The following is a 23,460-nucleotide window of genomic DNA, read 5'->3' on the forward strand; positions in this document are numbered from 1 at the left end:
AATTGTACGACAGCTGGACATTTAATTGAATGAATGTGTGCGCGAGTGTGCGTTTCGCCGTCCGGGATGCCCCGACGGCGCTCTTGCGGGAGTTATTTCGACGCGCTGGGCCTGTTGGCGCCGTCGAGTAATTGAAGTGTCGCCGCGACCGCGCCGTCCGGGTCGTGGCTTTCGAGCGCGTCGAGAATGGCTTGATGTTCTTCGAGGAGGAAGCCCTCGGTGTTCAGGCCCGAATAATTGCTTTCATCGTGAATCACCGCCGGCTCGAGGCCGTGATGGAGTTCGGTGATCAGCGGATTGCCGGATGCGGCGACGATGCCCTGGTGAAAACGCACATCGGCCTGCAGGCGGTCCGCGGGCGTCTCGCCTGCGTAGCGCTCGCGGAGGAGCTCGCGGAGTTCCCCGATCTGGCTCTCCGTGATCCGGGAGGCGGCGAGGCGGGCAGCCTGAACCTCGAGGGCTTCGCGGACCTCGAACACTTCGTTGACCGATTCCTCGGAGATGCGGCGGCCCAGGACGGCGCCGAGTTCACTGGTGGAGCGGACATAGGTGCCGTCTCCGGGGCGGGATTCCAGCAATCCGAGGTGGACCAGGGCCCGCAATGCTTCGCGGACCGTGTTGCGGCTGGTGCCGAAGGTCCGGACCAGATCGTGCTCACCCGGAACCTTGGTCCCGACGGGCCAGGTTCCATTCATGATCTGCTCGCGCAACTGCGTTCCGATCTGGACGGACAGCGGAACGTTGCGGACAGTGGGTTGTAGGTGATGCACCCCATAAGAGTAGGACATTTAGCACGGAAATGCGTGGGTAATGCGTAAATCCGAGCGGTGTGACCGGCCGGGGTGGTGAGCCTCACGGAATTCGCCGCCGCGCTTCGCCCGGGACGTCCGGCGGGATGAATGGCGGCACTGGGAATTACGGGCGAAGAAGTGTTCCCGAGGCTTTTTTGATGTCGCTTCTTCGGATGAATTGCGGACGTGGTCCGAGTCCCGTTCGCGGGGACGTCCGGCGCCGGCGCCGCGGGTGCGTCGCCGAGCGCAGAAGGCGACCGCGACGATCGTCTTCAAATGTCCGACATTTGCTGATACCTTAACGCCTGAGGGCCGCGACGGGTCCTGACCACGAGGGAAGGCCCTGTCGCCGTGCCCGGAGGCGGCTCCGGAGGGGCCGCCGTCGTCGTGAAGGCCGGAGGAAGGGAACGCCTGATGGGCCGCATATTCGGCAATCGCCTGCGCGCTGAACGTCTGTCGCGAGGGCTGACGCAGGAGCAATTGGGCGGGCCCGAATGTTCGCACAGCTACGTCTCCCTGCTGGAGAGAGGCGTCCGGGAGCCGTCCATGGAGATCCTCGGCGGGCTCGCCCGCCGCCTCGGTCTGCCGCCCGGCGAGCTGGAACAGTGGGCGCTTCAGCCGACGGTGCAGGACCAGGAGTACTCCCTGGCCGCCTTGCACGCGTGGTGCGCCTGGGACGTCCGCGACTATGAATCGGCCGCCTCGCACGCCCTGGTGGCGGCACAGTTCGCCCGCGAGAGCCGCAAGGACGCGACCGTGTGCGAGATGAATCTCCTAAGGGCCGAATGCCTGACCCGGCTGGGCCGTCACGAACAGGGCCGGAATCTGGTGAATCTGCTGCTGGCCAACACGCTGACATCGGGAAATGCGGGTTTACGATCCGAGGCGCTTCAGCTGTCCGCCCGGATGTCCCTGGCCGAGCGGTCGTTCCGCGGGGCGGCGGCTCAGGCGCAGGAGGGCCTGACTCAGGGCGCCGTCCTCAGCGAGGATTCCATGGTGCGCCTGTCCGCCCTGCATCTCGTCATCCGCACACTGCTGGGCGAGGGGCACAAGGAGGCGGCGTGGCGGCACTGTGAGCTGGCGTCCGACGACGTCGTCCCCGAGCGGGCGCCCTCCCACCTGAGAGGGCGGCTGGCCTGGGTGGTCGGGGATGTGGCTTTCGCCCGCGGGCAGGCGGAGCGGGGGATCGAACGCCATGAGAGGGCTGCCGGGCTTCTGCGGCCCCAGGTCGACCTGAAGGAGTGGGCCACCTTCAACCTGGGTTCGGCCCGGGCCAGGCTGGAGGCCGGGGTGGCGGACGACGGCACGCTCGCCTGTCTTGACCGTGCGGGCTCCGCGCAGGCCATCCTGGGGCAGGACATTTTGGGTTCGGGCGAGGAGCCGCGGCGCGAGTTGAGGTTGCTGCGGGCATCGTGGCTGCATGCCCAGGGCCGGGACGCCGAGGCGCTGGATCAGCTGGCCCCGTTCGAGGAGCGCAGTCAGCGCATGGACCGGCTCTCGTCGGAGGCCGCCTTCCTCGGAGGGCGGATCCTGCTGGGACTGGGTGCGCCGGACGACGCGCTGGCCCGCCTGGCTCTCGCGCAGGAGGGCTTCTTCCGGCTGCGGAACCTCAGGGGCGCGCAGGGTGTCGCGGACCTGATCCTGGAGATCTCCCGGACGCGTTATGCGAACCCTTCCCCGGCCCTCGCGCACTGCGCGGCGAGCTGACGGGACGGGCCCAGAACAGGGGTGCGCGGAACCACGTGTCGCCAGACCTCAGGGGTTGAGGGTGCCGCCGGTCTCCTGGAGGTAGCAGCTGCCGCACAGGGATTCGTACTGGACTTCCTCCCCGTCGATGGCGACCTGGCCGCCGTCGAACACGAACTTGCCTCCGACGATCCGGGTGTTGAACACCGCCTTGCGGCCGCAGCGGCAGATGGTCTTGAGCTCCTCGAGCGAGTGGGCGATCTCGAGGAGGCGCGCCGCGCCCGGGAAAGCCTGCGTGCGGAAGTCCGTCCTGATGCCGTAGGCCAGCACCGGGATGTCGTCCAGGACGGCGATCCGGAACAGCCCGTCCGCCTGTTCGGGCGTGAGGAACTGCGCCTCGTCCACCAGAAGGCAGGCCACCGGGGCCATGTCGACGTGCTCCAGGAGCGCCTCCGGATCGTCGCCGGCCGCGCGCTGGCGGACCAGGGAACGGACGTCGGCGTCGTGCGGGATCACGAAGTCGACCTCACGCTTCACGCCGAGGCGGGACACGATCGAGGTGTCGCCCTTCGTGTCGATCCCGGGCTTGGCCAGCAGGACCCGCTGGCCGCGCTCCTCATAGTTGAAGGCCACCTGCAGCAGGGCCGTGGACTTCCCCGAATTCATGGCGCCGTAGCGGAAGTAGAGCTTGGCCACGCTCAGAGGGCCTTGATCCGGGGCGCGGCGGAGGCGCGGCAAGAGAAGGACATGACTGATAAGTCTAGTGCCGCCCGGGTCCAGGTGACTCAGGCGCTGACGTACACCTTGCGCAGTGTCTCGTGCACGGTCCAGACGGTGTGCTGCCCCTCCCGGAGGCGCACCAGGTCCCCGGGCCCGACCTCCAGAGTGTGCGTGACCTCGCCGTCCTCTCCCTGGAAGTCGATGCGGGCCGAGCCGCCGAGCACGACGAACACCTCTTCGGCCTCCACGTCCGTGGCGACGCCCGGAGTCATCTCCCAGACGCCCACGCTCGAGCCGCCGAGGTCCTCGAGTTCCAGGACGGCCGCGGTGGGGGAGCCGCTCAGGACCTGCTCGGCCGGGAGGGCCTCGTGGACCAGTTCGGCGGTGGGGACGTGGCACAGTGCCGTGACGGAAGGTTCGGTACCCATGGTTCTCCTGCTCGGGGGCGATGCGGTGGATGTCCGCATACTATACCGGGCAGTTCAGTATGGGGAAGAGGCCCTGCGGCCAGGGGGTGCCGGAGGCGGGCCCCGGGTGCAGAATGGCGGAAGGGTCGCCGGCTGGGGATCCGAGAAGGATCGGTCGTCCCGCGGGCGATCCTGCCACGCGGCAAGGAGGCAGTCATGAGGATCGCCATCGCAGGAGGCAGTGGCACCGTGGGCGAGCGTGTCACACGGGCCGTCCGGGAGCGGGGGCACGAGGCCGTGGTGCTGTCGCGCGCGGCCGGCGCGGACATCCGCGACGCCGACGCCGTCCGCCGGGCGCTCGAGGGGGCGGACGCCGTCGTCGACGTGCTGAACATCAACACCTTGAACACCGACCGCGCCACGGAGTTCTTCACCGCCGCCACCACGGCTCTCCTGGACGTGGAGAAGGCGACCGGCGTCGGGCATCATGTGACGCTGTCGATCGTCGGAGTGGACCGCGCGCCGCACGGGTATTACGCGGCCAAGCTGGCCCAGGAGCGTCTCGTGGAGTCCGGCGACGTCCCCTGGAGCATCCAGCGTGCCACGCAGTTCCACGACTTCGCCCGGCAGATGTACGACGGCGCGCGGCTGGGCCCGCTGCACCTGGCGCCCCGCGGTCGGGTCCAGCCGGTCAGTGCCGAGGAGGTCGCGGATCGTCTGGTGGAGATTGTCGAAAGCGGTCCCGCCGGACGGGTGGCCGACCTCGCCGGACCGCAGGAGGAGAGTCTGGAGCGGATGGTGCGAGCCTATGCACGTGCACAGGGGGCGGGCGCCTGGATCCCCGTGATCTCCTTGCCCGGCGGACTCGGCCGGGCGCAACGGGACGGGTCCTTGCTGCCTGGTCCGGGGGCGGTCCTGGGCCGGCAGACGTTTGACGCGTGGCTGAGCGGGCGGGATCCGGATTGATGCCTCACGGAGTATGTGATGGACAACACATACTCCTCTCGGGATGTCTGTGCACCGGCGGCGAGTACAGAGATTCCAACGATCGTTGTTCACCTGCACATGGGGCGCCCGAGACCGATTTTCTAGGCTTGAAGACAAGCTTTCAGAGAACTAGCAAGACAACGAGGGGTTTCAACGATGAAGCGCATCGCCTTGGTCCATGAACGTGCCGTTTCCACTGCGGAGACCGGCGCTCACTGCCCGGCCTCGGGCAACTGGTTCCCGGAGGGCGATCCCTCCAAGGAGCAGTTCATCCCCGAGGGGCACGTGCTTCCCATGGTGGACGGGCGCCCCGCCGTGTGGGTGCGGCGGTCGAGCCGCCTCGCCCAGATGGCCTGACACCGCAGACGCGAGGGGAATCCCTCCGCATCGCCTGATGCACCCGAAGGATGCCGCCGGAGCGAGAGTCCGGCGGCATCCTGCGTTTCTCCGGCGTTGATTTATCCGGCGTTCCGGGCCGTGTTCAGCTCCGCGGGATGTCCAGATCGCTCAGCCTGAGTTCCTTCGTCTCTTTGGCACAGGCCACCGCGATGATCGAGATGACTCCCATGAGCGCCAGGTACAGGCCGATCGCCAGGCCGCTGCCGAAGGCCTGGTAGAGCGCCAGGGCGACGATCGGGGAGAGCGAGCCCGCCACGAGGGACGCGAGGTTGTAGGCGATCGACGTCCCCGAATAGCGCACCGACGTCGGGAAGAGCTCCGAGAAGAAGGCGCCGATCACCGAGCTGTAGGCGGCGAAGATCAGGAGGCCGCCCACGGCCGCGAGGATGATCATCCCGGGATTCCTGGTGTCCAGCAGGGCGAAGAAGGCGAAGCCCCAGGCGACCGTGGCCACGGACGCGGCGATCATCACCGGCTTGCGGCCGATCCGGTCCGCGAGGATCGCGAGCAATGGAATGGCCACCACGGCCACGGCCTGGCCGATCATCACGGCGTTCAGGCCGACCTGACGGTTGAGCTTCAGGATCTCCGTGACGTACGTGATGATGAACAGCGAGTAGATGTAGAAGCCGGCGTTCTCGCCCATCCGGCTGCCCGCCGCGATGAGGATCTCCCGCCAGTGCTTGCGGAAGACGGTGAAGACCGGCTGCTTGGCCGCCGTGCCGTGCTGCGCCTCGGCCTGTGCCTGAGAGGCCTTGAAGAGCGGCGTCTCCTGCACATAGAGCCGCAGGATGAGGCCGATGATCACGAGCACGGCGGACAGGCCGAAGGCGATGCGCCAGCCCCAGGCGAGGAACTCGGCCTGCGGCAGCACGGCGGAGAGGATGGCCAGGACGCCGGCGGCCAGAAGGTTGCCGAGCGGAGGGCCGACGTTCGGCCAGGAGGCCCAGAAGGCGCGCTTGGTGCTGTCGTCGCTGTACTCGGAGACGAGAAGCACCGCGCCGCCCCATTCGCCGCCGAGGGCGAAGCCCTGTACGAGACGCAGGAAGAGCAGCAGCAGGGGAGCCCAGACGCCGATCGAGGCGTAGGACGGGATGACGGCGATCAGGGCGGTCGCGATGCCCATCAGCAGAAGGCTGGCCACCAGGGTGGTCTTGCGGCCGTGCTTGTCGCCGTAGTGGCCGAGGACCAGCGCGCCCAGCGGCCGCGCCAGGAACCCGGCCGCGAACGTGCCCATGGCCAGCATGGTGCTCACCACGGGGTCTCCCGTGGGGAAGAACAGCTTGTTGAAGACGAGGGCCGCGGCCGTGCCGTACAGGAAGAAGTCGTACCACTCGACGGCGGTGCCGGCCAGGCTGGAGGCGGCGACCGCCGGGAGGGTGGTGTGTTTGCGCCGTTCCGGGCGGGTGACGGTGGGTGTGCTCATGTGAACCTCGTTGATGCCGGGGCCGCTGCGTCAGGGCGGCGGAGCCAGGGTGGAACGGTGATCCCCGGGCCGGGAATGTGACCGTACACACACTGTAGATTGTGTGTATACAACGTGTCTACGATTTTTCCGAGGTTGCTGAAGCGTGAAGCCGGAGGGTTGGAGCACGGTCGCGCCCGCGAGATGACAGTTGGCGCCCTCACCCGGCTCGGGTGAGGGCGCCAACTGTCATCTCGCGAAGAGGGGGCGGCTCAGTGCCAGAACCCCAGGGAGAACTCGGCGATCAGGGTCGCGAACAGGAACGATGCCGTGATGGCCACGAGGCCCACCGGGATGATCCGCCAGCCGATCTTGCGGAGCAATCCGATGTCCTTGCCGAGGGAGAGGCCCGCGAGCGTCAGCACGATCGTGGTGATGGACAGGAAGTCCACGGCGCCGACCGTGCTGTGCATGAAGGAGGCCAGCGGAGGGATGAGCGGGCTCGACGCCAGAGCTCCCAGGGTGGTCAGCCAGATGACCGCCTGCACCTTGTTGCGGGTGAGCTTGGCCAGGCCGTAGGCGGCGAGCAGCATGGCGATGATGACCAGGTAGCCGACGACCGTCAGGACGCTGAAACCCTTGCCTGCGGCGAGATCCGCCATGGTGGCAGTGACGAGCCCCAGGCCTCCGACGATCGGCAGCGCGACCCGGGAGGGGACGGCGGTGTGAGCCGTCGCGTCGGCGACCTCGGTGCGGAAGGTGGCGTTGCCGGCGTCGTCGGTGGCAGGTGCGACGGCGGCGGGCCCGGCGACGGCGACGGCGGCAGGGGTGCGGGTGAGCAGGCGGTAGACGCGGTCCGCGAGCGGCAGTGCGATGTACATGCCGACGTAGACGCCGAGCAGGCTCGTGATCATGTTGGACACGGCGGCCATGCCGAGGATGGCCGTCTTGTCATCCGGGTAGGCGCCGATGATGCTCGCCGCCGAGGCCGCCATCATGGAACCGGACCCCACGCCCGCGCCCATGGCGAGGGCCAGCGGGTCGAAGATTTTCCAGTTCGCCACGAGGGACGAGATCAGGCTGATGTGCACGGTGCCGAACACCGTGCCGAAGACGTACATGGCCAGCACGCCGCGGTACTCGTCCGAGTTGGGCCCGAAGCGCTCGGAGACCATGGCGAACGCGGGCTCGCGGTCCAGGGAGAACGTGGCGCCCACGGTCGCGCGGCCCATCTTCAGCAGCACCGCCAGCGGCAGCGCCAGCACGATGGTCCCGAGCAAGTGCCCGACCTCCTGCAGGAGGAGAGCCGGCCCGGCCTTGAGCATGGTGGGGATGTTCGGCCCGATGTCCACGGACAGGCGGGCGCAGAGCACCAGGACGGCGACGCCGGACAGGGCTGCCGCGAGCCGTTGGTACTTGACGGGCAGCGGCTTGATCTTCTGGACCGAGATGACCAGCCCCATGAGCAGCCCCCACACCATGGGGAAGATCAGGAGCGCGCCGACGCCGATGCTGACTTTGAGCGGGCCGATGAGCTGCGCCGTGATGGCGACGGCGAGGGCCATGGCCGCGAGGGGAAGGGCCTTGGTCCGGGTGGTCTGGGGAGAGGTGGTGGTGGTCATGCGATGGCCTCGGTGGTGACGGGGTGGTAGGCGGCCGCGGTGAAGCGCGCCTTCTGCTCGGGATCCGACGCCGCGGCGGCCACGGTGGAGGCCATCGCATAGGCGGCGTCGAACATGGCCTCGTAGGCCTGGGGGGTGTCGGCGGCGGCGGTGAAGCCGGCGGAGTGGATCGGGGAGCTCGCCCCGGGGATGGAGAACATGGGGTGAATGCTGGGGATCACCTGGCTGATGTTGCCCATGTCCGTGGAGCCGCCGCCGGAGGAGTCCTTGGCGGGCGTGACGTCGTGCCCCCGGGAGCCGAACGCTTCGCTCCAGTGGGCGGAGAGCTGGGGGTCCTGGAACAGAGGCTCGTAAAGCGGTTCGATGTCCTCGATGCTCAGATCCGTGCCCGTCGCCAGGGCTGCGCCCTCGAAGCAGTTCTGCACGCGGGAGACGAGCGATTCGTACTCCGGGAGCGTGAAGGCGCGGCACTCGAAGTCGACGACCGCGTGGTCCGGGATGATGTTGGTGGCCACGCCGGCCTCGCGGACGAAGAGCGCCACCCGGTGGTCGTCGGGAAGCTGCTGACGCAGGAGGCCGATGGCCACCTGACTCAGCACCGCGCCGTCGGCGGCGTTGATGCCACGGTGCGGCATCGCGGCAGCATGCGCGGCCTGGCCGGAGAAGGTGGCGCGGAAGCGTCCGACGGCCTGGGAGCTGGTGCCGAGCGGGTTGGCGGTGCGGCCCTCCGGTCCGGGATGGGCCATGAGCGAGAGGCCGACGCCGTCGAACGCGCCGGCGTCCAGCAGGAGGGACTTGCCGCCGCCGTGCTCCTCGGCCGGGGTGCCGATCGCCTTGAGCGTGATGCCCAGCTCGTCGACGAAGGGCGCGAGGGCCAGGGCTGCGCCGACGGGTGGAACCCGCGATCAGGTTGTGGCCGCAGGCGTGGCCGACTTCCGGGAGGCAGTCGTACTCGACGCAGATGGCCACGACGAGGTCGCCGGAGCCGAGGGTGGCGCTGAACGCGGTGTCGAGGCCGCCCGTGCCCCGTTCGACGTCGAAGCCGGCGTTCTCCAGCACGTCGGTGATGGCGGCGGCGGCCTGGAACTCCTCGAAGGAGAGCTCCGGATGGGCGTGGATGAACCGGGCCATCTCCAGGACGGCGGGGCGTGCGGCGCTGAGGGCCTGGTCGATCTTCTGGCTGAAGGGGGCGGCGGAAGGCATGGTGCTCCTGAGGCAGGGGGTAGGGAGGGGCGGCCCGGGGTGTGGGGCAGCGGCCGGAGGCGTAGGCGCGGGACCGGCGCGGGACCGGCGGGGAGATGCGGGGAGATGCGGGGTGTGGAAGGGGTGGGTGGGGACGCCGGACTCAGGTGGTGTAGAGGTCCAGGTCCTGCCAGAACTGCGAGGTTCTTTCGATGCCGGCTTTGACGCGCTCGGGTTCGCGCGCTTCCATGCCGGCGAGCAGGCCGTACGCCACGGATGTCGAGGCGGTGGCCGACTGGAAGGCGTAGACGCCTTCGGACGGGACGAGCAGCAGGTGGTGGCTCGCCTTGGCAAGATCGGTGGACTTGAGGTCCGTGACGGCCACCACCGTGGCGCCCGCCTGGTGGGCGAGCTGGGCGGCGACCGTGAGGTGCTTGAGGGGTCGCCACAGGTGGAATACCACCAGGACGTCCCCGGGTCCGAGCGAGCTGACGAGCGAGGCCAGGTGCACTCCGGCGCGGCCTTCGAACGTCACGGGATAGCCCATGGTCGCGGCCAGGTGGGAGAACACGACGGCGGCGCCCGAGTAGGAGCCCTGCGCGACGACGGCGATGCGGCGCGCGCCGCAGAGGGCGGCCACGGCGTCGTCGGCGGCCTGGGGGTCCACGCTCTCCATGGCGAGACGGAGGTTCTCCGCGTCGTGGGCCAGGGAGTCGTGGATGGGCGAGCGGACCTCCACGCGGTGCGAGAGCGGCGCAGTGTTGGCGATGTGCATGAGATACCGGGCGCGGAGTTCGCGCTGGAGATCCGGCCAGCCGCGGTAGCCGAGCGCCTGGGCGGTCCGCACCACGCTGGAGCTGTTGACTCCGGCGCGGTTGGCCACCTCGGTGACGTCGCCGTAGGACGCGAGTTTCGGGTTGACCGTCAGCGCGTCCACCACGCGGGCCTGGGCCTTGGTGAGCTTGAGGGGCGGGATGGCGTCGCCGAGCCACTGCTGTCCGACGGCGGCGGCGGCGTCCTCGGATTCCGGGGCGCCGGTGGGCTGGTCCTGAGTCATCGCCACCTCCTTCTCGCTTGTGATGCTCGTCTCATTTGCAATTGTATGTGCAGATTGCCGTTTCTGCACAAGTTTTTGCAGAGCTGGGACGAGCGGCTTGTTTCGAAGTGGCGGAGAGTGGCGGGGATCAGGAGCCGGTGAGGTCGTGCCAGAGCAGCGCGACCGTCAGGGAGGCCCGGGATTCCGGATCCTCCAGGGGCAGGCCGAGCAGGTCCTGCAAGGCTTTCACGTGGGAATACAGGGCCTGGCGGCTGACATTCCGCGCCTTGGCCAGCGACGTCATGTTCCCGCCGTGTGCCAGGTAGTCCCGCAACAGCTGAAGGGTCGGTGCCCTGCCCGCTTCCAGGAGGGGCCCGAGTTCAGACTGCGCGAAAGCCTTCACGCGGGAGTCCTCTCCGAGGAGGGCGAGGAGGCCGCGGAGCCGGATGTCCGCGAACCGATAGAAGGGCAGATGGCGGGAACCCAGCGTGGCGGCTGTCTCCGCCACCTGATCGGCGTCATCCAGGCCCCGCGCCGCGGCGACGAGGGAGCGTTCCGCCCGCCCGGCCCCGAGGGTCCAGCGGAAACCCGCCAGCTGGGGGGCGGCGGCCAGGCGGTGCAGCGCGGAGTCCTCCAGTTCCCGTGCCGCGAGCGGCAGGAGGATCGCCACGGATCCGGCGTGCAGACTCGAGGCGAGCGCCGACTGCCGGGTGCTCTGGGCCCAGGCCTGAAGCGCGTCGAGGAAGGCGCGCTCGCGGAGCTGCACTTCCGTGGCGTCCGGAGTGTCCACGGCGGACGCCGCTCCGGACGAGCCTGCCCCCGCGGCCCCTGGCCCGGTGCTAGTCCCGACGCCGGCCTCGAGCCGGGCGACCAGCGGCACATACGCCGCGCCCCGGGACAGTCCGAGCGCCGTGGCGCGCGCCAGCGCCTCCTGCTCGTCCGGTGGTGTGGCCTGGCGGAGGTCCTGGATGAGGCCGGAGCGGGCCTGGAAGAGCACCTCCCGCCGGTCGCGACCGGCCATCCGGGCCATCGTCAGCGCCTGCCCGGCGCGTTCGAGGACCTGGAAGGCGTCGGCGAGATCGCGGCCCGAGTCGTCCCCGTCCGGGCTGCCGGCTTCCTCCGGTGCAGACCCGGGTGCGGACTCGGGCGCGAACTCGGGCGCCACGAGCCGGCCCCACCGCTGCCCCGTGAGGCCCACCGGTGTCTGCAGCCAGCGGTCCCCACCCGTGCCGAAGGCCGTCTGGTTGCGGTACCCGACGAATCGGGACCGCTCGGCCCAGCCGTCCAGCAGCCGTGCGGGGTCACGGTCCCGCGCCGAGTAGCTGAGCACCAGGTGGGCCGGGTCCTCGAAGACCACGGGGCTGTCCAGGAGTGCCGCGGTGGCTTCCACGATCCTGCTCTCCCCGGCGTTCCCCACGCTCAGGGCCGTGAACACCTCGTGGACGTGGCGGGCGCGCTCGAGCCTCCGGACCTGGTGGTCCATCAGGGCGCGATGAGCCTCCTCGGTCACCTGGACGAAGCGCACGCGGCGGGTGAGGAGGATCAGCGGGCAGGCTACGGCTCCGGCCGCGGCACGGAGGTGGGCCGCCGCGCGGACGTCGGGAGCGCCGTCGTCGTCCACCAGTTCGACCGCGACGGCGGCCGCCCCCGCCGCCTGGTAGCGCTCCAGGAAGGTGCGGGTCAGGTCCGCCGAGTGCCGAAAGGCGAGGCCGGTGGTGAGCACGAGTTCGCCGCCCTCAAGCAGCGAACTGGCCTCCGCCTCCTCGGCGATGTGCACCCAGCGGACCGGGGCGTCGAGACCGGCCTCGCCCGCCAGCACCTCCGGGGATCCGGCCCGGAGGGCGTCCAAGTCGAGGGCGTCCCGCACGGTGAGGGGCCGCTGGAAAGGGAATGAGGCCGGGATCATGGACACAGTGTATGTTTTTCCGCCGAATGCGCGACAGTATGTCGCGTGTGCGGGCTGATTTCCCGGCGCAGGATGATCCCAGGACATTCCCTGAAAGGACCACCATGCAGAACATCACGCACTGGATCAACGGCAAGCCGGTCGAGGTCGACGGCAGCCGATTCGGCGACGTCACCAACCCCGCCACGGGCAAGGTCACCGGCCGGGTCGCGCTCGCGAGCAAGGCCACCACCGACGAGGCCGTGGCCGCCGCGGCCGCCGCCTTCCCGGGCTGGCGCGACACCTCCCTGGCCCGCCGCGTGCAGGTCCTCTTCGCCTTCCGCGAGCTCCTGAACGCCCGCAAGTCCGAACTGGCCGCGATCATCACGGCCGAACACGGCAAGGTCCTGGAGGACGCCCTGGGGGAGATCGCCCGAGGTCAGGAGGTCGTGGAGTTCGCCTGCGGCATCCCGCACCTGCTCAAGGGCGGCTACACCGAGAGCGCCTCCACCAAGGTGGACGTCCACTCCCTGCGTCAGCCGCTGGGTGTCGCCGCGATCATCTCGCCCTTCAACTTCCCGGCGATGGTGCCCATGTGGTTCTTCCCGGTCGCGATCGCCGCCGGCAACACCGTCGTGATCAAGCCGAGCGAGAAGGATCCGACCGCCGCCAACTGGCTCGCCTCCCTCTGGAAGGAAGCCGGGCTGCCGGACGGCGTGTTCAACGTCCTGCACGGTGACAAGGAAGCCGTCGACGCCCTGCTGGACTCCCCGGAGGTCTCGGCCGTCTCCTTCGTCGGCTCCACCCCGATCGCCCGCTATGTCTACGAACGCGGCACCGCCGCCGGCAAGCGCGTCCAGGCCCTGGGCGGCGCGAAGAACCACATGCTGGTCCTGCCGGACGCCGATCTGAACCTCGCCGCCGACGCCGCCGTGAACGCCGGATTCGGCGCCGCGGGCGAGCGCTGCATGGCCATCTCCGCCGTGGTCGCCGTGGACGCGGTCGCGGACGAACTCGTGGCGAAGATCGCCGAGCGCACCCGCACCCTGCGGATCGGCGACGGCACCCGCGGCTGCGACATGGGCCCGCTCATCACCGCGGCCCACCGCGACAAGGTGGCCGGCTACATCGACGCCGGCATCGAACAGGGCGCCACCGTGGTCCTGGACGGCCGCCACCCCAGCCCTGATGCCGAGGGCGACGGCTTCTTCCTCAACCCGACCCTCTTCGACAACGTCACCCCGGACATGACGATCTACCAGGACGAGATCTTCGGCCCCGTCCTCTCCGTGGTCCGCGTCCCCGGCTTCGACGAGGGCCTGGAGCTCATCAACTCCAACCTCTACGGCAACGGCACGGCCATCTTCACCAACGACGGCGGGGCGGCGCGCCGCTTCGAGAACGAGGTCACCGTGGGCATGGTCGGCATCAACGTGCCGATCCCCGTGCCGATGGCCTACTACTCCTTCGGCGGCTGGAAGAACTCCCTCTTCGGCGACACCCACGCCTACGGGCCCGACGGCGTGCACTTCTTCACCCGCGGCAAGGTGGTGACCACGCGCTGGCAGGACCCCAGCCACGGCGGGCTCAACCTCGGTTTCCCCACCAACTCCTGAGTCGTCCCGGGCTCCCCGCGGCTGCGGGGAGCCGGCGGCCGGGGGACGGCCCGCCCGGGTGGGCGCGCCGTCGTCGTGCATTCCCTTCAGATTCACCCTTAGACGCAAAGGACCCTCTCATGAGCCTCGAGACGCTCCCCGGCACGGAGACCATCCCACCCACCGCCGAAGAGATCGAAGCCGGACGCCGCGCCCACGAACTGGACCGCGCGCACGTCTTCCACTCTTGGTCCGCCCAGGACACTCTCAACCCCCTGACCATCCTCAAGGCCGCGGGCTCCGAGATCTGGGACGGGGAGGGCCGGCGTCTGATCGACCTCTCCAGCCAGCTGGTCAACACGAACATCGGGCATCAGCACCCCCGCGTGGTGGCCGCCATCCACGCCCAGGCCGGCAAGCTCTGCACCATCGCGCCGCAGCACGTCAACGAGGCCCGCTCCGAGGCGGCCCGTCTGGTCACCGAGCTGGCGCCGGAGGGCCTGAACCACGTGTTCTTCACCAACGGCGGAGCGGACGCCAACGAGCACGCCATCCGCATGGCGCGCCTGCACACCGGCCGTCGCAAGGTCTTCTCGGCCTACCGCAGCTACCACGGTGGCACGGAGCTGGCCGTCAACGTCACCGGCGACCCGCGCCGTTTCCCCAACGACGCCGGCGACTCGGGCGTGGTGCACTTCCTCCCCGCGTATCTCTACCGCTCCTACTTCGGCTCCACGACCGAGGCCGAGGAGACCGAGCGCGCGCTCCGGCACCTGGAGGACATGATCCTTCTGGAAGGCGCCTCGAATGTGGCCGCCGTCATCCTGGAATCCGTCCCCGGGACGGCAGGCATCTACGGGCCGCCCGCGGGGTACCTGGAGGGCGTGCGGGAGCTGACCCGCAAGCACGGGATCGTGTTCATCGCGGATGAGGTCATGGCCGGGTTCGGCCGCACCGGCGAATGGTTCGCGATCGACCGCTGGGGCATCACCCCGGACCTCATCACCTTCGCCAAGGGCGTCAACTCGGGCTATGTTCCGCTCGGTGGCGTGATCATCTCCGACGAGGTCTTCGACACCTTCCTCCAGCGTGTCTACCCGGGCGGTCTGACGTATTCCGGTCACCCCCTCGCCTGCGCTGCGGCCGTGGCGACCATCGAGACCATGCGGGAAGAGGGCATGGTGGAGAACGCCGCGTCGCCTGGGTGAGGGCATCATCGGCCCGGCACTGGAGGCGTTCAAGGAGAAGCACCCGAGCGTGGGCGACGTCCGTGGCTCCGGAGTCTTCTGGGCGATCGAGCTGGTGTGGGACCGCGAGACCCGCGAGCCGCTGGCGGCGTACGGCGGGTCCAGCCCCGAGATGAACGCCGTGATCGCGGAGATCAAGGCCGGGGGCGTGCTGCCGTTCGCCAACTTCAACCGCATCCACGTGGTGCCCGCCCTCAACATCCCGGACGAGCAGCTGCGGGAGGCGCTCGCCGTCATCGACCGCGCGCTGGACGTCGCCGACGCCGCGGTGGCCGCCCGGGCCTGACCGTCGGGCCTCCCACGCGCTGCCGGGCCGGCTGAGTAGGCTGGAGCCGAACGTTCGACGGCGCGTGGGAGCCGATGTGGCCCCCGACGGGAAGGGATGGACCGCATGAGGATTCTGCTGGTGGGCGCCGGTGGGCACGTGGGACGGGCTGCTCTGGAGGCGCTCCAGGACCGGCACGAGGTGCTGCAGGCGTCCCGGAAGGGCGACATCCCCGTGGATCTGCGGGACGAGTCGTCCATCCTGGCGATGTATGAGAAGGCCGGAACGGTGGACGCCGTGATCTGCTGCACGGGCTCGGTGCCGTTCAAGCCTCTGGGGGAGCTCTCGGCCGAGGACTTCCGGTCAGGCTTCGAGGACAAGGTGCTCGGGCAGGTCAACGTGGTCCGTCTGGGCATGGACCTGGTGGCCGACCGCGGTTCCTTCACCCTCACGAGCGGCGTCCTGGCCCGCGAGGCGATCCTCACGGGCGCTGCGGCGTCCCTCGCCAATGGCGCCCTGGAATCGTTCGTCCTGGCGGCCGCCCCGGAGCTGCCCCGTGGTCTCCGTATCAACGCGGTGAGCCCAAGCGTCCTGGAAGACGCGCCGGGGTACTTCGACTCCTTCCCCGGCTTCACCCGGATCCCGTCCGACGTACTGGGTCAGGCGTATGTGAAGTCGGTGGAGGGAATTCAGACGGGGCAGGTGTACGAACTCGGCTGAGCCGGGGAGCGCCGACGACGGCGGCAAGGCCGGCGGGCATCCCGCCGGCGGCCTCCGCGCCAGCCTCTGAGTCCGCCGCCTCTGGGTCCGCTGCTGCGTCATCGTACGAGTCGGTCTCCGGGGCGCCCTCGACGGGCGATCCGGTGACGAGCCCTTCGCCGTCGTGGACCTCGAGGCTGTCTCCCAGGGGGAGCGTCAGCTGACCGAGGACCCCGACGCGGGGGCCGCCGGCCGGGCGATGCGCGAGCTCCTGCAGGTTCCGGACCAGTGCTGCGCGCGCCTCCTGGCCGCCCCCGGGTCCGCACAGGGAATCGAGTGCCCCGGCCTCGGCGAGCTTCCTGACGGTCGCGCGGGAGACGGCGGCCCGGGTGAACAGCTCGTCCACCGAGTGGTACGGGCGCCCGGCCACCAGGCGTTTCCGCTCGGCAGCCGACAGCCCCGGCACATCGCGCAGTCCCGGGCGGAGCCCCACGCTCCGGGAGCTTCCCTGAGTGCCGGGCTTTTCATAAGGCCCGGGCTTTTCTGGAGTGCCAGGCCTTTCATGAGCCCTGGGCTTTTCAGGAGTGCCAGGCCCTTCATGGTTCGCGGCGTCGTCGTCGGGCGTCTCCCGGTGATCCTCGGCTTCACATTCTTCAGCGCTCCGATTCACGTCGAGCGGCAGCACCGGGATGCCCAGGTTCCTGGCCTCCGCCCGGAGCACGTTCTGCGGGGCCGGGACCGCCGGGGAGTCCCAGCACGCCGCGATGAACTCCGCCGGATGATGCGATCTGAGCCAGGTCACGTGGCGTGCCGCCAGGACGTCCGCCGGATCGGTGGGAGCGAACGGGCTCTGCTCGGATCCGAGCAACGCCAGACTCTCCTCCGAGGGTTCCGCCTCCCCGGGGGTGAGGCCCGCCGTCGTCTCCTGGCCCTGAATCCTCCGGAGCGTCCGGGCGATGACGGTCTGCGCCGCCGATTCCCGCAGTGTGACACGGAGGAATCCCCAGTGGCCCAGATCCCCGGGGGCGTACTGGCTGAGGGGCAGCCCCGCACCACCCGGTTGCGTGGGGATGCGATGCAGGAGCGACGTGTCTCCGAGGAGCACCCCGGAACTCCGTCGGGAGAGGCCACCGGGCAAGCTGCCGGAGGGATCGGAAACCTCTATGAGAGCCCCCTCTCCTCCGGCACGTGGGGAGGCCTCAAGTCCCGTGTCCGCAGCAGGGGCCGTCCCGAGGAGGCACACGCGGTCCTTGCCGAATCGCCGGGCGAGCGCCCGGTGCACCTCGCGCAGTCCACCCGCTTCGAGGTCCAGCTCGAGTGGCGGGAACACGTCGGACTCCGCTCCATCGGGGGCATCTGCTCCATCGGGGGCGGCTGCGCTCGCGGACGTGGGCGAACCGCTCTGCGGGGCGAGGCCGAGCGGGCTGACGGAGGAGATGCCCAGGAAATAGGCGACCGCGCTCGCCGTCGCCCAGCTTCGTCCGCTCACTCGGATGCCGAGGCCTCTGATGGTCGCCGTGACTTCAGCCGCTGCCAGGTAGAACGAAGCGGCTCCGCGGGTTTCGATGACGTCCAGCTCCCGGGCGACGCGTTCGCGCAGTTCCAGTCCGTCCGCCGCGGGCAGACCCGACGCGTCGCGTTCCAGAGCGATGTGGCAGCGTTCGGCGAGTTCGGCCTGAGGAGTCATCGTCAGACCGAGGACCGTGGCGTCAGGAAGGAGATCCGTCCCCCAGCCGAGGTCCGTGACCGGATCCAGCCGACAGCTTTCCGTGAGGCGTCGCGTGTCCTCGAGGAGCTGCTCGAGGTCCTTCACTCGCAGGTCGGCTGCGTGGCAGATCCCGCGAGCTGTCTGCTCCATCTCGCGCATGTTCTTGAGGAAGGCCTGAGATCCTGCGGGCCGACGGAGGTCCCGACCGGCAGGCGCCAGTGCCAGGCGAGGGGAGGAAGACGCGGAGGAGGCCGGGCTTTCTCGCGTGGGGCTTTCCTGAACAGGCCTTTCTTGCGGTGCAGGAACGGGCGAGCTCAGGTGGCGAACCGCGTTGCTCAGGATCGCAGGGATGTGGTGCTCCCTGGCGAGTTTGAGCATGCGAGCGGCGTGGCCGGTGGTGAAGGTGGAGCCCGGGTCCGCGTGGTGGCTGACCACTTCCGCGGCGACCGTCCCGGTGGGCATGGCTGCGAGCCACTCTTTGAAAAGGGTCCGGGGCCGCAGATAGCGAGGTCCCTGCATGGCCAGCCCGATGTCCGATTCGGGGCCCAGCAACACGGTCAGCAGAGGGAGCCCGCTGCCGGGGTCCACGGCGCGGGCGGCCAGTTCCTGGCGGGTCACTCCCGTAGGAAGGGTGACACCCGCACGTCCAGCGGTGTGGACGTGAGCGTCGGCGACCAGCCGGCAAAGTGCTCTGTACCCCTCGCCCCCGCCGTGCGCCAGGACCACCACCCTTCCCGAGACACGCCCCCGAGCCCGCCCGTCGTCCGGTTCGAGCACGGCAAGGTTCACCCCGAGGAGAGGCGCCAGCCCGTGGGTGCGGCAGGCGACGACGTGGTCGACCGCGCCGTACAACCCGTCATGGTCGGTGCAGGCGAGCGCCGTCGCACCCTGCATGGCCGCGGCCGCCGCCAGCTCGGCGGGGGCTGCGGTGCCGTGCCCAGGTGAGAACGTGGTGGTGACGTGCAGATGGGTGAAGCTCATGGCTGGTGAGGTCGGCCCGTGATTCAGACCGTCTGCGTGAAGTCCGCGTAAAGGACGTTGCCCGGCTGGGCGCCGAGATCAGCGGCGTCATTGCGGTCCAGCAGCGGCGCATCATGGACCTTGATCAGACGCCACTGGTCCGGCTCGGTGTAGTGGGCGAGATCCAGGGTCATCTCCTGCCCGTTCAGATCCCGCACCAGCTGGACGCGCCAGATCTCGTAATCCACCAGATCTCCGCTGTGGCCACAGCCCGCCCTGCTGTCCTCGGCCCACCGGGCCTTGCGGGTGTACCAACGGCTGGGGATCTGGCAGACGCGGTACTCGCGCCCTTCGTAGGACACGAATGCCGGAATGTTCCCCGTGGAGCAAATGACGTTCAGGCGCTGGGTGAAGGAGCCCATGGTGTACCTCCGTGGTGGACCGGGACGGACGATGCGCCCTGGCCCCAGAGGCGCATCTTCGAATGTATGTTCGAATGATTTCAGTCTACGCCAGGCCCACTGACATTAATTCCCGCCCCGCGAATCCCCGAGCGCCGCGGGTGCTTCTCAGCCGATCTTGAAGCCGCCGTTGCTGTGCAGCAGTTGTCCATTGATCCAGGAACCCGCGTCGGAGAACAGGAATCGCACCAGGTTCGCCGTGTCCTGGGCTGTCCCGAGCCGTCCGGCCGCGGTCTCCCTCAGGCACCACGCTCGCACCTCGTCACTCATCCAGCCGGTGTCCACGGGGCCTGGATTGATCACGTTCGCGCGCACTCCGCGGTCCGCCAGCTCGGTGGCCGCCGCGATCACGATGCGGTCCAGGGCGCCTTTGCTGGCCCCGTAGGGGAGGTTGTAGGCCACGTGATCACTCGTCAGCGCGACGATCCGGGCTTGCGTCCGCCCAAGGGTCTCGACCACCGGCAGCCGGTCGGCGAACGCTTTGATGAGAAGCCAGCTCGCCCGGGCATTGACCGCGAAGTGGCGGTCCCAGCTCTCCAGGCCGGTGTCCAGAAGGGCGCTTTCCACCGACTCGCAATGGGACAGGACCAGCCCCGTCAGAGGTCCGAGCCGATCCGTGGCATCCCGGATGAGAATCGCCGGCACCTCCGGGTCGCTGAGGTCCCCGGGAAGCAGCTCGACGGCGGCGCCCAGCGCGCGGCACTCGTCCGCGACAGCGGCCGGGGCGTCGGCGTCGGCCTCCAGTCCGAGGCGCTCGTCGTAGGGGGTCCAGTAGTTGAGGGCCAGGTCCCACCCTTCCTCAGCCAGGGCCACGGCAAGAGCGGCGCCGATCGATTGCCGTCGCCCGACGCCGGTGATCAGGGCGAGGGGGCGCTGTTCACTGTTCATGCACCGACTCTAGGGTCCGCTTCGCCGGCTGACCACCCGGGCGGGCCGGCCGTGACGGTCGATGGCGACGCGCCCCTTCGGCGGCCGGAACGACCCTGGGAGCGAGGGTCCTCCGCGGTCAGGAGGAAGGTGGCAGCAAGGAGCGGATCAGTTCTTCGACGCGTGCCCGGATCTCCTCGCGGATCGGCCTGACCGCCTCCGCCCCCTGTCCGGCCGGGTCCTCCAGGACCCAGTCCTCGTAGCGTTTGCCGGGGTAGAAGGGGCAGCTGTCGCCACAGCCCATGGTGACGACGACATCGGATTCCCTGACGGCTTCAGTGGTGAGCACCTTCGGCACCTCCGCCGACACGTCGATTCCCACCTCGGACATGACTTCGACGACGGCGGGGTTGACCGCGTCTGCAGGCTGGGAGCCGGCGGAGCGCACCTCGACGGCGCCGCCGGAGAGATGCGTGAGGAAGGCCGCGGCCATCTGGGAACGGCCGGCGTTGTGAACGCAGACGAAGAGCACGGAGGGCCGGGAGGCGCTCGCTGGAGAGGTCATGGCAGGAGTCCTAGGGTTTCAGGGGAATTCGGGAGGGAGATCCAGGGAGAAGAGGGTCGAGAGCTCCACTGTCTCAGAACAGCGAATACCTGAGTGAGGTGAACTCTTCAGAACAGAGTGACCAGCTCAGACCAGTGGCCGTCTCAAAACAGTGACCGCCTCAAAACAGTGATCCCGACTCCTTGAGCAGGGCGGGGGAGTTGTTGCGGACATTGCCGACCGCCGGATCCGCGCGGTCCAGGACCCACTGTGAGGCTTGCTCGTGGCCCCTGGCGCGGACGGCTTCGAGCAATCCCGCGCCGTCCTGTTCGGCGGGATTCAACCATTCGGCCAGAGAATCCCGGCTCAGCGCGAGAGGCAGGCGGTCATGCAGCCTCCCGAGCTCCGCCAGCACGGGAACTTCGTGGTCGGGCGCGGGGGCTGCCATGGTCAGAATCGACGTGGAGAGCAGCCAGGCATCGGGAGCCCCCTCCTCCTTACTCACATCCCGCCACCATTCATAGAGCCCAGCGAAGGCGAGCAGGCTCCCGTCCGCCGGGTGGACGTAGAAGGGCTGCTTCGTGGATCCCGATCCCTTCAGCCATTCGAAATACCCTTCGGCGGGTACTGCGCACCGGCGGGCCTTAAGAGCCGAACGGAAGGTCGGCTTCTCGGCGGCCGTTTCGCTCCGCGCATTGAAGGACCGGACCCCGACGGATTCGTCCTTGGCCCAGCGGGGCACGAGCCCCCAATGCGCGATGTGTATCCGGCGATGAAGTTCACCGTCGACCAACCGCTCCAGCACGATGGGCACGTCACTGGTGGGCGGGATGTTCCACGATGGGGGAAGAACCCGCTCTTCTGCGAAATGATCGGCTTCGAACTCCGCAGCGAGATCCTCCGCGCTCTGGGCCATGACATAGCGTCCGCACATGTGCCCAGCATAGGTCTGTCACCGGAGGAGCCGTGCTGGTCGACTCCTTCATGTGGACAGACTTGGTGCCGGCCGGCTGACAAGCACCGCAGCGCCCTCGATTTGTGCTCGATCCCGTGGATGTGTAGAGTAGATCGGGTTGCCGGGCCGGTTGTGCTGGTTCTGGTGGCGGTCTTCGATTCTCATTCCTTTGATTTCATTCACCATTTTCGGGTGCTTTTTTGTGGTGCCCGGGGTGTTTGTTTTTGTGAATTCGAATTCTGGTTGGATGGTTTATCCGGCCGGGGAGCGGATTTGCGAAAGGGAAAGCGGATGGGTTAGGATTGAAGGGTTGCGGCGGGAAAGCCTGGAGGAATTGCTCCGGTGAGTATCGCAGAGCAGTCTGTTGTTTGAGAACTCAATAGTGTGTCATGTTTTTTTGATACCAATGTTTTTTTGGTAATCACTGATTCGCCGCCCCTGTGGTGGATTGGTGTTTGCTGGGTTTTGAATTTCTTTTTGGAGAGTTTGATCCTGGCTCAGGATGAACGCTGGCGGCGTGCTTAACACATGCAAGTCGAACGATGATGCCCAGCTTGCTGGGTGGATTAGTGGCGAACGGGTGAGTAACACGTGAGTAACCTGCCCTTGACTCTGGGATAAGCCTGGGAAACTGGGTCTAATACCGGATACGACCATTGCCCGCATGGGTTGGTGGTGGAAAGCTTTTGTGGTTTTGGATGGACTCGCGGCCTATCAGCTTGTTGGTGAGGTAATGGCTCACCAAGGCGACGACGGGTAGCCGGCCTGAGAGGGTGACCGGCCACACTGGGACTGAGACACGGCCCAGACTCCTACGGGAGGCAGCAGTGGGGAATATTGCACAATGGGCGAAAGCCTGATGCAGCGACGCCGCGTGAGGGATGACGGCCTTCGGGTTGTAAACCTCTTTCAGTAGGGAAGAAGCGAAAGTGACGGTACCTGCAGAAGAAGCGCCGGCTAACTACGTGCCAGCAGCCGCGGTAATACGTAGGGCGCAAGCGTTATCCGGAATTATTGGGCGTAAAGAGCTCGTAGGCGGTTTGTCGCGTCTGCTGTGAAAGGCCAGGGCTCAACCCTGGTTCTGCAGTGGGTACGGGCAGACTTGAGTGATGTAGGGGAGACTGGAATTCCTGGTGTAGCGGTGAAATGCGCAGATATCAGGAGGAACACCGATGGCGAAGGCAGGTCTCTGGGCATTAACTGACGCTGAGGAGCGAAAGCATGGGGAGCGAACAGGATTAGATACCCTGGTAGTCCATGCCGTAAACGTTGGGCACTAGGTGTGGGGGACATTCCACGTTTTCCGCGCCGTAGCTAACGCATTAAGTGCCCCGCCTGGGGAGTACGGCCGCAAGGCTAAAACTCAAAGGAATTGACGGGGGCCCGCACAAGCGGCGGAGCATGCGGATTAATTCGATGCAACGCGAAGAACCTTACCAAGGCTTGACATGGACCGGATCGCATCAGAGATGGTGTTTCCCTTCGGGGCTGGTTCACAGGTGGTGCATGGTTGTCGTCAGCTCGTGTCGTGAGATGTTGGGTTAAGTCCCGCAACGAGCGCAACCCTCGTTCCATGTTGCCAGCGCGTAATGGCGGGGACTCATGGGAGACTGCCGGGGTCAACTCGGAGGAAGGTGGGGACGACGTCAAATCATCATGCCCCTTATGTCTTGGGCTTCACGCATGCTACAATGGCCGGTACAAAGGGTTGCGATACTGTGAGGTGGAGCTAATCCCAAAAAGCCGGTCTCAGTTCGGATTGGGGTCTGCAACTCGACCCCATGAAGTTGGAGTCGCTAGTAATCGCAGATCAGCAACGCTGCGGTGAATACGTTCCCGGGCCTTGTACACACCGCCCGTCAAGTCACGAAAGTTGGTAACACCCGAAGCCGGTGGCCTAACCCCTTGTGGGAGGGAGCTGTCGAAGGTGGGACTGGCGATTGGGACTAAGTCGTAACAAGGTAGCCGTACCGGAAGGTGCGGCTGGATCACCTCCTTTCTAAGGAGCAAACGAGATCGCTGTCGTGGCCTGCATGGGT

General features: G+C 68.0%; 18 protein-coding genes, 1 rRNA gene and 1 pseudogene. 7 read left to right on the forward strand and 13 right to left on the reverse strand.

The genetic code is table 11. The features are described from left to right. Positions 1 to 92 precede the first annotated feature (92 nt). A complete protein-coding gene (locus QFZ52_RS15975; RefSeq protein WP_307498589.1) occupies positions 93 to 770 on the reverse strand; it encodes a FadR/GntR family transcriptional regulator in 678 nt (225 codons plus the stop codon). A gap of 435 nt (positions 771 to 1,205) precedes the next feature. Here QFZ52_RS15975 and QFZ52_RS15980 point away from each other — a divergent pair, with 435 nt between their 5' ends. Beyond that, positions 1,206 to 2,498 (forward strand): helix-turn-helix domain-containing protein, encoded by a 1,293-nt coding sequence (locus tag QFZ52_RS15980; RefSeq protein WP_307498590.1) that lies wholly within the window; start codon positions 1,206 to 1,208, stop codon positions 2,496 to 2,498. A gap of 48 nt (positions 2,499 to 2,546) precedes the next feature. Here QFZ52_RS15980 and QFZ52_RS15985 read toward each other — a convergent pair whose 3' ends face one another. Further along, positions 2,547 to 3,173, reverse strand: a complete 627-nt coding sequence (locus QFZ52_RS15985) for a thymidine kinase (protein ID WP_307498591.1) — start codon at positions 3,171 to 3,173, stop codon at positions 2,547 to 2,549. A gap of 89 nt (positions 3,174 to 3,262) precedes the next feature. Beyond that, positions 3,263 to 3,625 carry a cupin domain-containing protein gene (locus QFZ52_RS15990; RefSeq protein WP_307498592.1) on the reverse strand — a complete coding sequence of 121 codons (363 nt, stop codon included), beginning with the start codon at positions 3,623 to 3,625 and terminating at the stop codon, positions 3,263 to 3,265. Positions 3,626 to 3,820: 195 nt separating this feature from the next. Here QFZ52_RS15990 and QFZ52_RS15995 point away from each other — a divergent pair, with 195 nt between their 5' ends. Together QFZ52_RS15995 and QFZ52_RS16000 are read left to right on the forward strand one after the other, a co-directional pair. Next, entirely contained in the window at positions 3,821 to 4,570 is a 750-nt protein-coding gene (locus tag QFZ52_RS15995; RefSeq protein ID WP_307498593.1) for an SDR family oxidoreductase, read from the forward strand. Between the two features lie 177 nt (positions 4,571 to 4,747). After that, entirely contained in the window at positions 4,748 to 4,948 is a 201-nt protein-coding gene (locus tag QFZ52_RS16000; protein ID WP_307498594.1) for a hypothetical protein, read from the forward strand. 124 nt (positions 4,949 to 5,072) lie between these two features. On the opposite strand, the gene QFZ52_RS16005 is transcribed toward QFZ52_RS16000, so the two are convergent. The 5 genes from QFZ52_RS16005 to QFZ52_RS16025 form a co-directional block, all read right to left on the reverse strand. Further along, a complete protein-coding gene (locus QFZ52_RS16005) occupies positions 5,073 to 6,416 on the reverse strand; it encodes an MFS transporter (RefSeq protein ID WP_307498595.1) in 1,344 nt (447 codons plus the stop codon). A 251-nt stretch (positions 6,417 to 6,667) separates the two neighbouring features. After that, positions 6,668 to 8,017 (reverse strand): DUF3100 domain-containing protein, encoded by a 1,350-nt coding sequence (locus tag QFZ52_RS16010; protein WP_307498596.1) that lies wholly within the window; start codon positions 8,015 to 8,017, stop codon positions 6,668 to 6,670. Then, a complete protein-coding gene (locus tag QFZ52_RS16015; protein ID WP_373425729.1) occupies positions 8,014 to 8,895 on the reverse strand; it encodes a M20/M25/M40 family metallo-hydrolase in 882 nt (293 codons plus the stop codon). The genes QFZ52_RS16010 and QFZ52_RS16015 overlap by 4 nt, the downstream gene beginning before the upstream one ends. Before the next feature lie 467 nt (positions 8,896 to 9,362). Continuing rightward, positions 9,363 to 10,256, reverse strand: coding sequence for a MurR/RpiR family transcriptional regulator (locus tag QFZ52_RS16020; RefSeq protein WP_307498598.1), 894 nt, complete (start codon positions 10,254 to 10,256; stop codon positions 9,363 to 9,365). A gap of 127 nt (positions 10,257 to 10,383) precedes the next feature. Next, on the reverse strand, positions 10,384 to 12,141 hold the full coding sequence (locus QFZ52_RS16025) for a PucR family transcriptional regulator (protein ID WP_307498599.1): 1,758 nt from the start codon (positions 12,139 to 12,141) through the stop codon (positions 10,384 to 10,386). Between the two features lie 104 nt (positions 12,142 to 12,245). On the opposite strand from QFZ52_RS16025, the gene QFZ52_RS16030 reads away from it, so the two are divergent. The 3 genes and pseudogenes from QFZ52_RS16030 to QFZ52_RS16040 all read left to right on the forward strand — a co-directional run bounded on the left by QFZ52_RS16030 (position 12,246) and on the right by QFZ52_RS16040 (position 15,947). Next, positions 12,246 to 13,736 carry a CoA-acylating methylmalonate-semialdehyde dehydrogenase gene (locus QFZ52_RS16030; RefSeq protein WP_307498600.1) on the forward strand — a complete coding sequence of 497 codons (1,491 nt, stop codon included), beginning with the start codon at positions 12,246 to 12,248 and terminating at the stop codon, positions 13,734 to 13,736. A gap of 119 nt (positions 13,737 to 13,855) precedes the next feature. Continuing rightward, positions 13,856 to 15,248: pseudogene (locus tag QFZ52_RS16035) on the forward strand (aspartate aminotransferase family protein). 105 nt (positions 15,249 to 15,353) lie between these two features. Next, complete coding sequence (locus QFZ52_RS16040; RefSeq protein WP_307498601.1) at positions 15,354 to 15,947, forward strand: short chain dehydrogenase; 594 nt, start codon at positions 15,354 to 15,356, stop codon at positions 15,945 to 15,947. Here QFZ52_RS16040 and QFZ52_RS16045 read toward each other — a convergent pair. From QFZ52_RS16045 to QFZ52_RS16065, 5 genes are all read right to left on the reverse strand, one after another. Then, positions 15,859 to 18,615 carry a PHP domain-containing protein gene (locus QFZ52_RS16045; protein WP_307498602.1) on the reverse strand — a complete coding sequence of 919 codons (2,757 nt, stop codon included), beginning with the start codon at positions 18,613 to 18,615 and terminating at the stop codon, positions 15,859 to 15,861. The genes QFZ52_RS16040 and QFZ52_RS16045 overlap by 89 nt on opposite strands. Before the next feature lie 23 nt (positions 18,616 to 18,638). Continuing rightward, on the reverse strand, positions 18,639 to 19,016 hold the full coding sequence (locus QFZ52_RS16050; protein WP_307498603.1) for a hypothetical protein: 378 nt from the start codon (positions 19,014 to 19,016) through the stop codon (positions 18,639 to 18,641). A 147-nt stretch (positions 19,017 to 19,163) separates the two neighbouring features. Continuing rightward, positions 19,164 to 19,943 (reverse strand): SDR family oxidoreductase, encoded by a 780-nt coding sequence (locus QFZ52_RS16055; protein ID WP_307498604.1) that lies wholly within the window; start codon positions 19,941 to 19,943, stop codon positions 19,164 to 19,166. A 118-nt stretch (positions 19,944 to 20,061) separates the two neighbouring features. Next, positions 20,062 to 20,487 carry an arsenate reductase ArsC gene (locus QFZ52_RS16060; RefSeq protein ID WP_307498605.1) on the reverse strand — a complete coding sequence of 142 codons (426 nt, stop codon included), beginning with the start codon at positions 20,485 to 20,487 and terminating at the stop codon, positions 20,062 to 20,064. A 160-nt stretch (positions 20,488 to 20,647) separates the two neighbouring features. Next, on the reverse strand, positions 20,648 to 21,400 hold the full coding sequence (locus QFZ52_RS16065; RefSeq protein ID WP_307498606.1) for an SOS response-associated peptidase: 753 nt from the start codon (positions 21,398 to 21,400) through the stop codon (positions 20,648 to 20,650). Between the two features lie 495 nt (positions 21,401 to 21,895). Here QFZ52_RS16065 and QFZ52_RS16070 point away from each other — a divergent pair. After that, a 16S ribosomal RNA gene (locus tag QFZ52_RS16070) occupies positions 21,896 to 23,420 on the forward strand. Positions 23,421 to 23,460 lie beyond the last annotated feature (40 nt).

Source organism: Arthrobacter woluwensis (assembly GCF_030816155.1).
GTDB classification, from domain to species: Bacteria; Actinomycetota; Actinomycetes; order Actinomycetales; family Micrococcaceae; genus Arthrobacter_E; species Arthrobacter_E woluwensis_A.

What these genes read in the sequence shown, in the direction of transcription:
- QFZ52_RS16005 (WP_307498595.1), bottom strand. Translation starts at nt 6,416, where the DNA reads ATGAGCACACCCACCGTCACCCGCCCGGAACGGCGCAAACACACCACC.
- QFZ52_RS16060 (WP_307498605.1), bottom strand. Translation starts at nt 20,487, where the DNA reads ATGACCTCTCCAGCGAGCGCCTCCCGGCCCTCCGTGCTCTTCGTCTGC.
- QFZ52_RS16030 (WP_307498600.1), top strand. Translation starts at nt 12,246, where the DNA reads ATGCAGAACATCACGCACTGGATCAACGGCAAGCCGGTCGAGGTCGAC.
- QFZ52_RS16050 (WP_307498603.1), bottom strand. Translation starts at nt 19,016, where the DNA reads ATGGGCTCCTTCACCCAGCGCCTGAACGTCATTTGCTCCACGGGGAAC.
- QFZ52_RS16040 (WP_307498601.1), top strand. Translation starts at nt 15,354, where the DNA reads ATGAGGATTCTGCTGGTGGGCGCCGGTGGGCACGTGGGACGGGCTGCT.
- QFZ52_RS16055 (WP_307498604.1), bottom strand. Translation starts at nt 19,943, where the DNA reads ATGAACAGTGAACAGCGCCCCCTCGCCCTGATCACCGGCGTCGGGCGA.
- QFZ52_RS15980 (WP_307498590.1), top strand. Translation starts at nt 1,206, where the DNA reads ATGGGCCGCATATTCGGCAATCGCCTGCGCGCTGAACGTCTGTCGCGA.
- QFZ52_RS16045 (WP_307498602.1), bottom strand. Translation starts at nt 18,615, where the DNA reads ATGAGCTTCACCCATCTGCACGTCACCACCACGTTCTCACCTGGGCAC.
- QFZ52_RS16010 (WP_307498596.1), bottom strand. Translation starts at nt 8,017, where the DNA reads ATGACCACCACCACCTCTCCCCAGACCACCCGGACCAAGGCCCTTCCC.
- QFZ52_RS15990 (WP_307498592.1), bottom strand. Translation starts at nt 3,625, where the DNA reads ATGGGTACCGAACCTTCCGTCACGGCACTGTGCCACGTCCCCACCGCC.
- QFZ52_RS16020 (WP_307498598.1), bottom strand. Translation starts at nt 10,256, where the DNA reads ATGACTCAGGACCAGCCCACCGGCGCCCCGGAATCCGAGGACGCCGCC.
- QFZ52_RS15995 (WP_307498593.1), top strand. Translation starts at nt 3,821, where the DNA reads ATGAGGATCGCCATCGCAGGAGGCAGTGGCACCGTGGGCGAGCGTGTC.
- QFZ52_RS16065 (WP_307498606.1), bottom strand. Translation starts at nt 21,400, where the DNA reads ATGTGCGGACGCTATGTCATGGCCCAGAGCGCGGAGGATCTCGCTGCG.
- QFZ52_RS16025 (WP_307498599.1), bottom strand. Translation starts at nt 12,141, where the DNA reads ATGATCCCGGCCTCATTCCCTTTCCAGCGGCCCCTCACCGTGCGGGAC.
- QFZ52_RS16000 (WP_307498594.1), top strand. Translation starts at nt 4,748, where the DNA reads ATGAAGCGCATCGCCTTGGTCCATGAACGTGCCGTTTCCACTGCGGAG.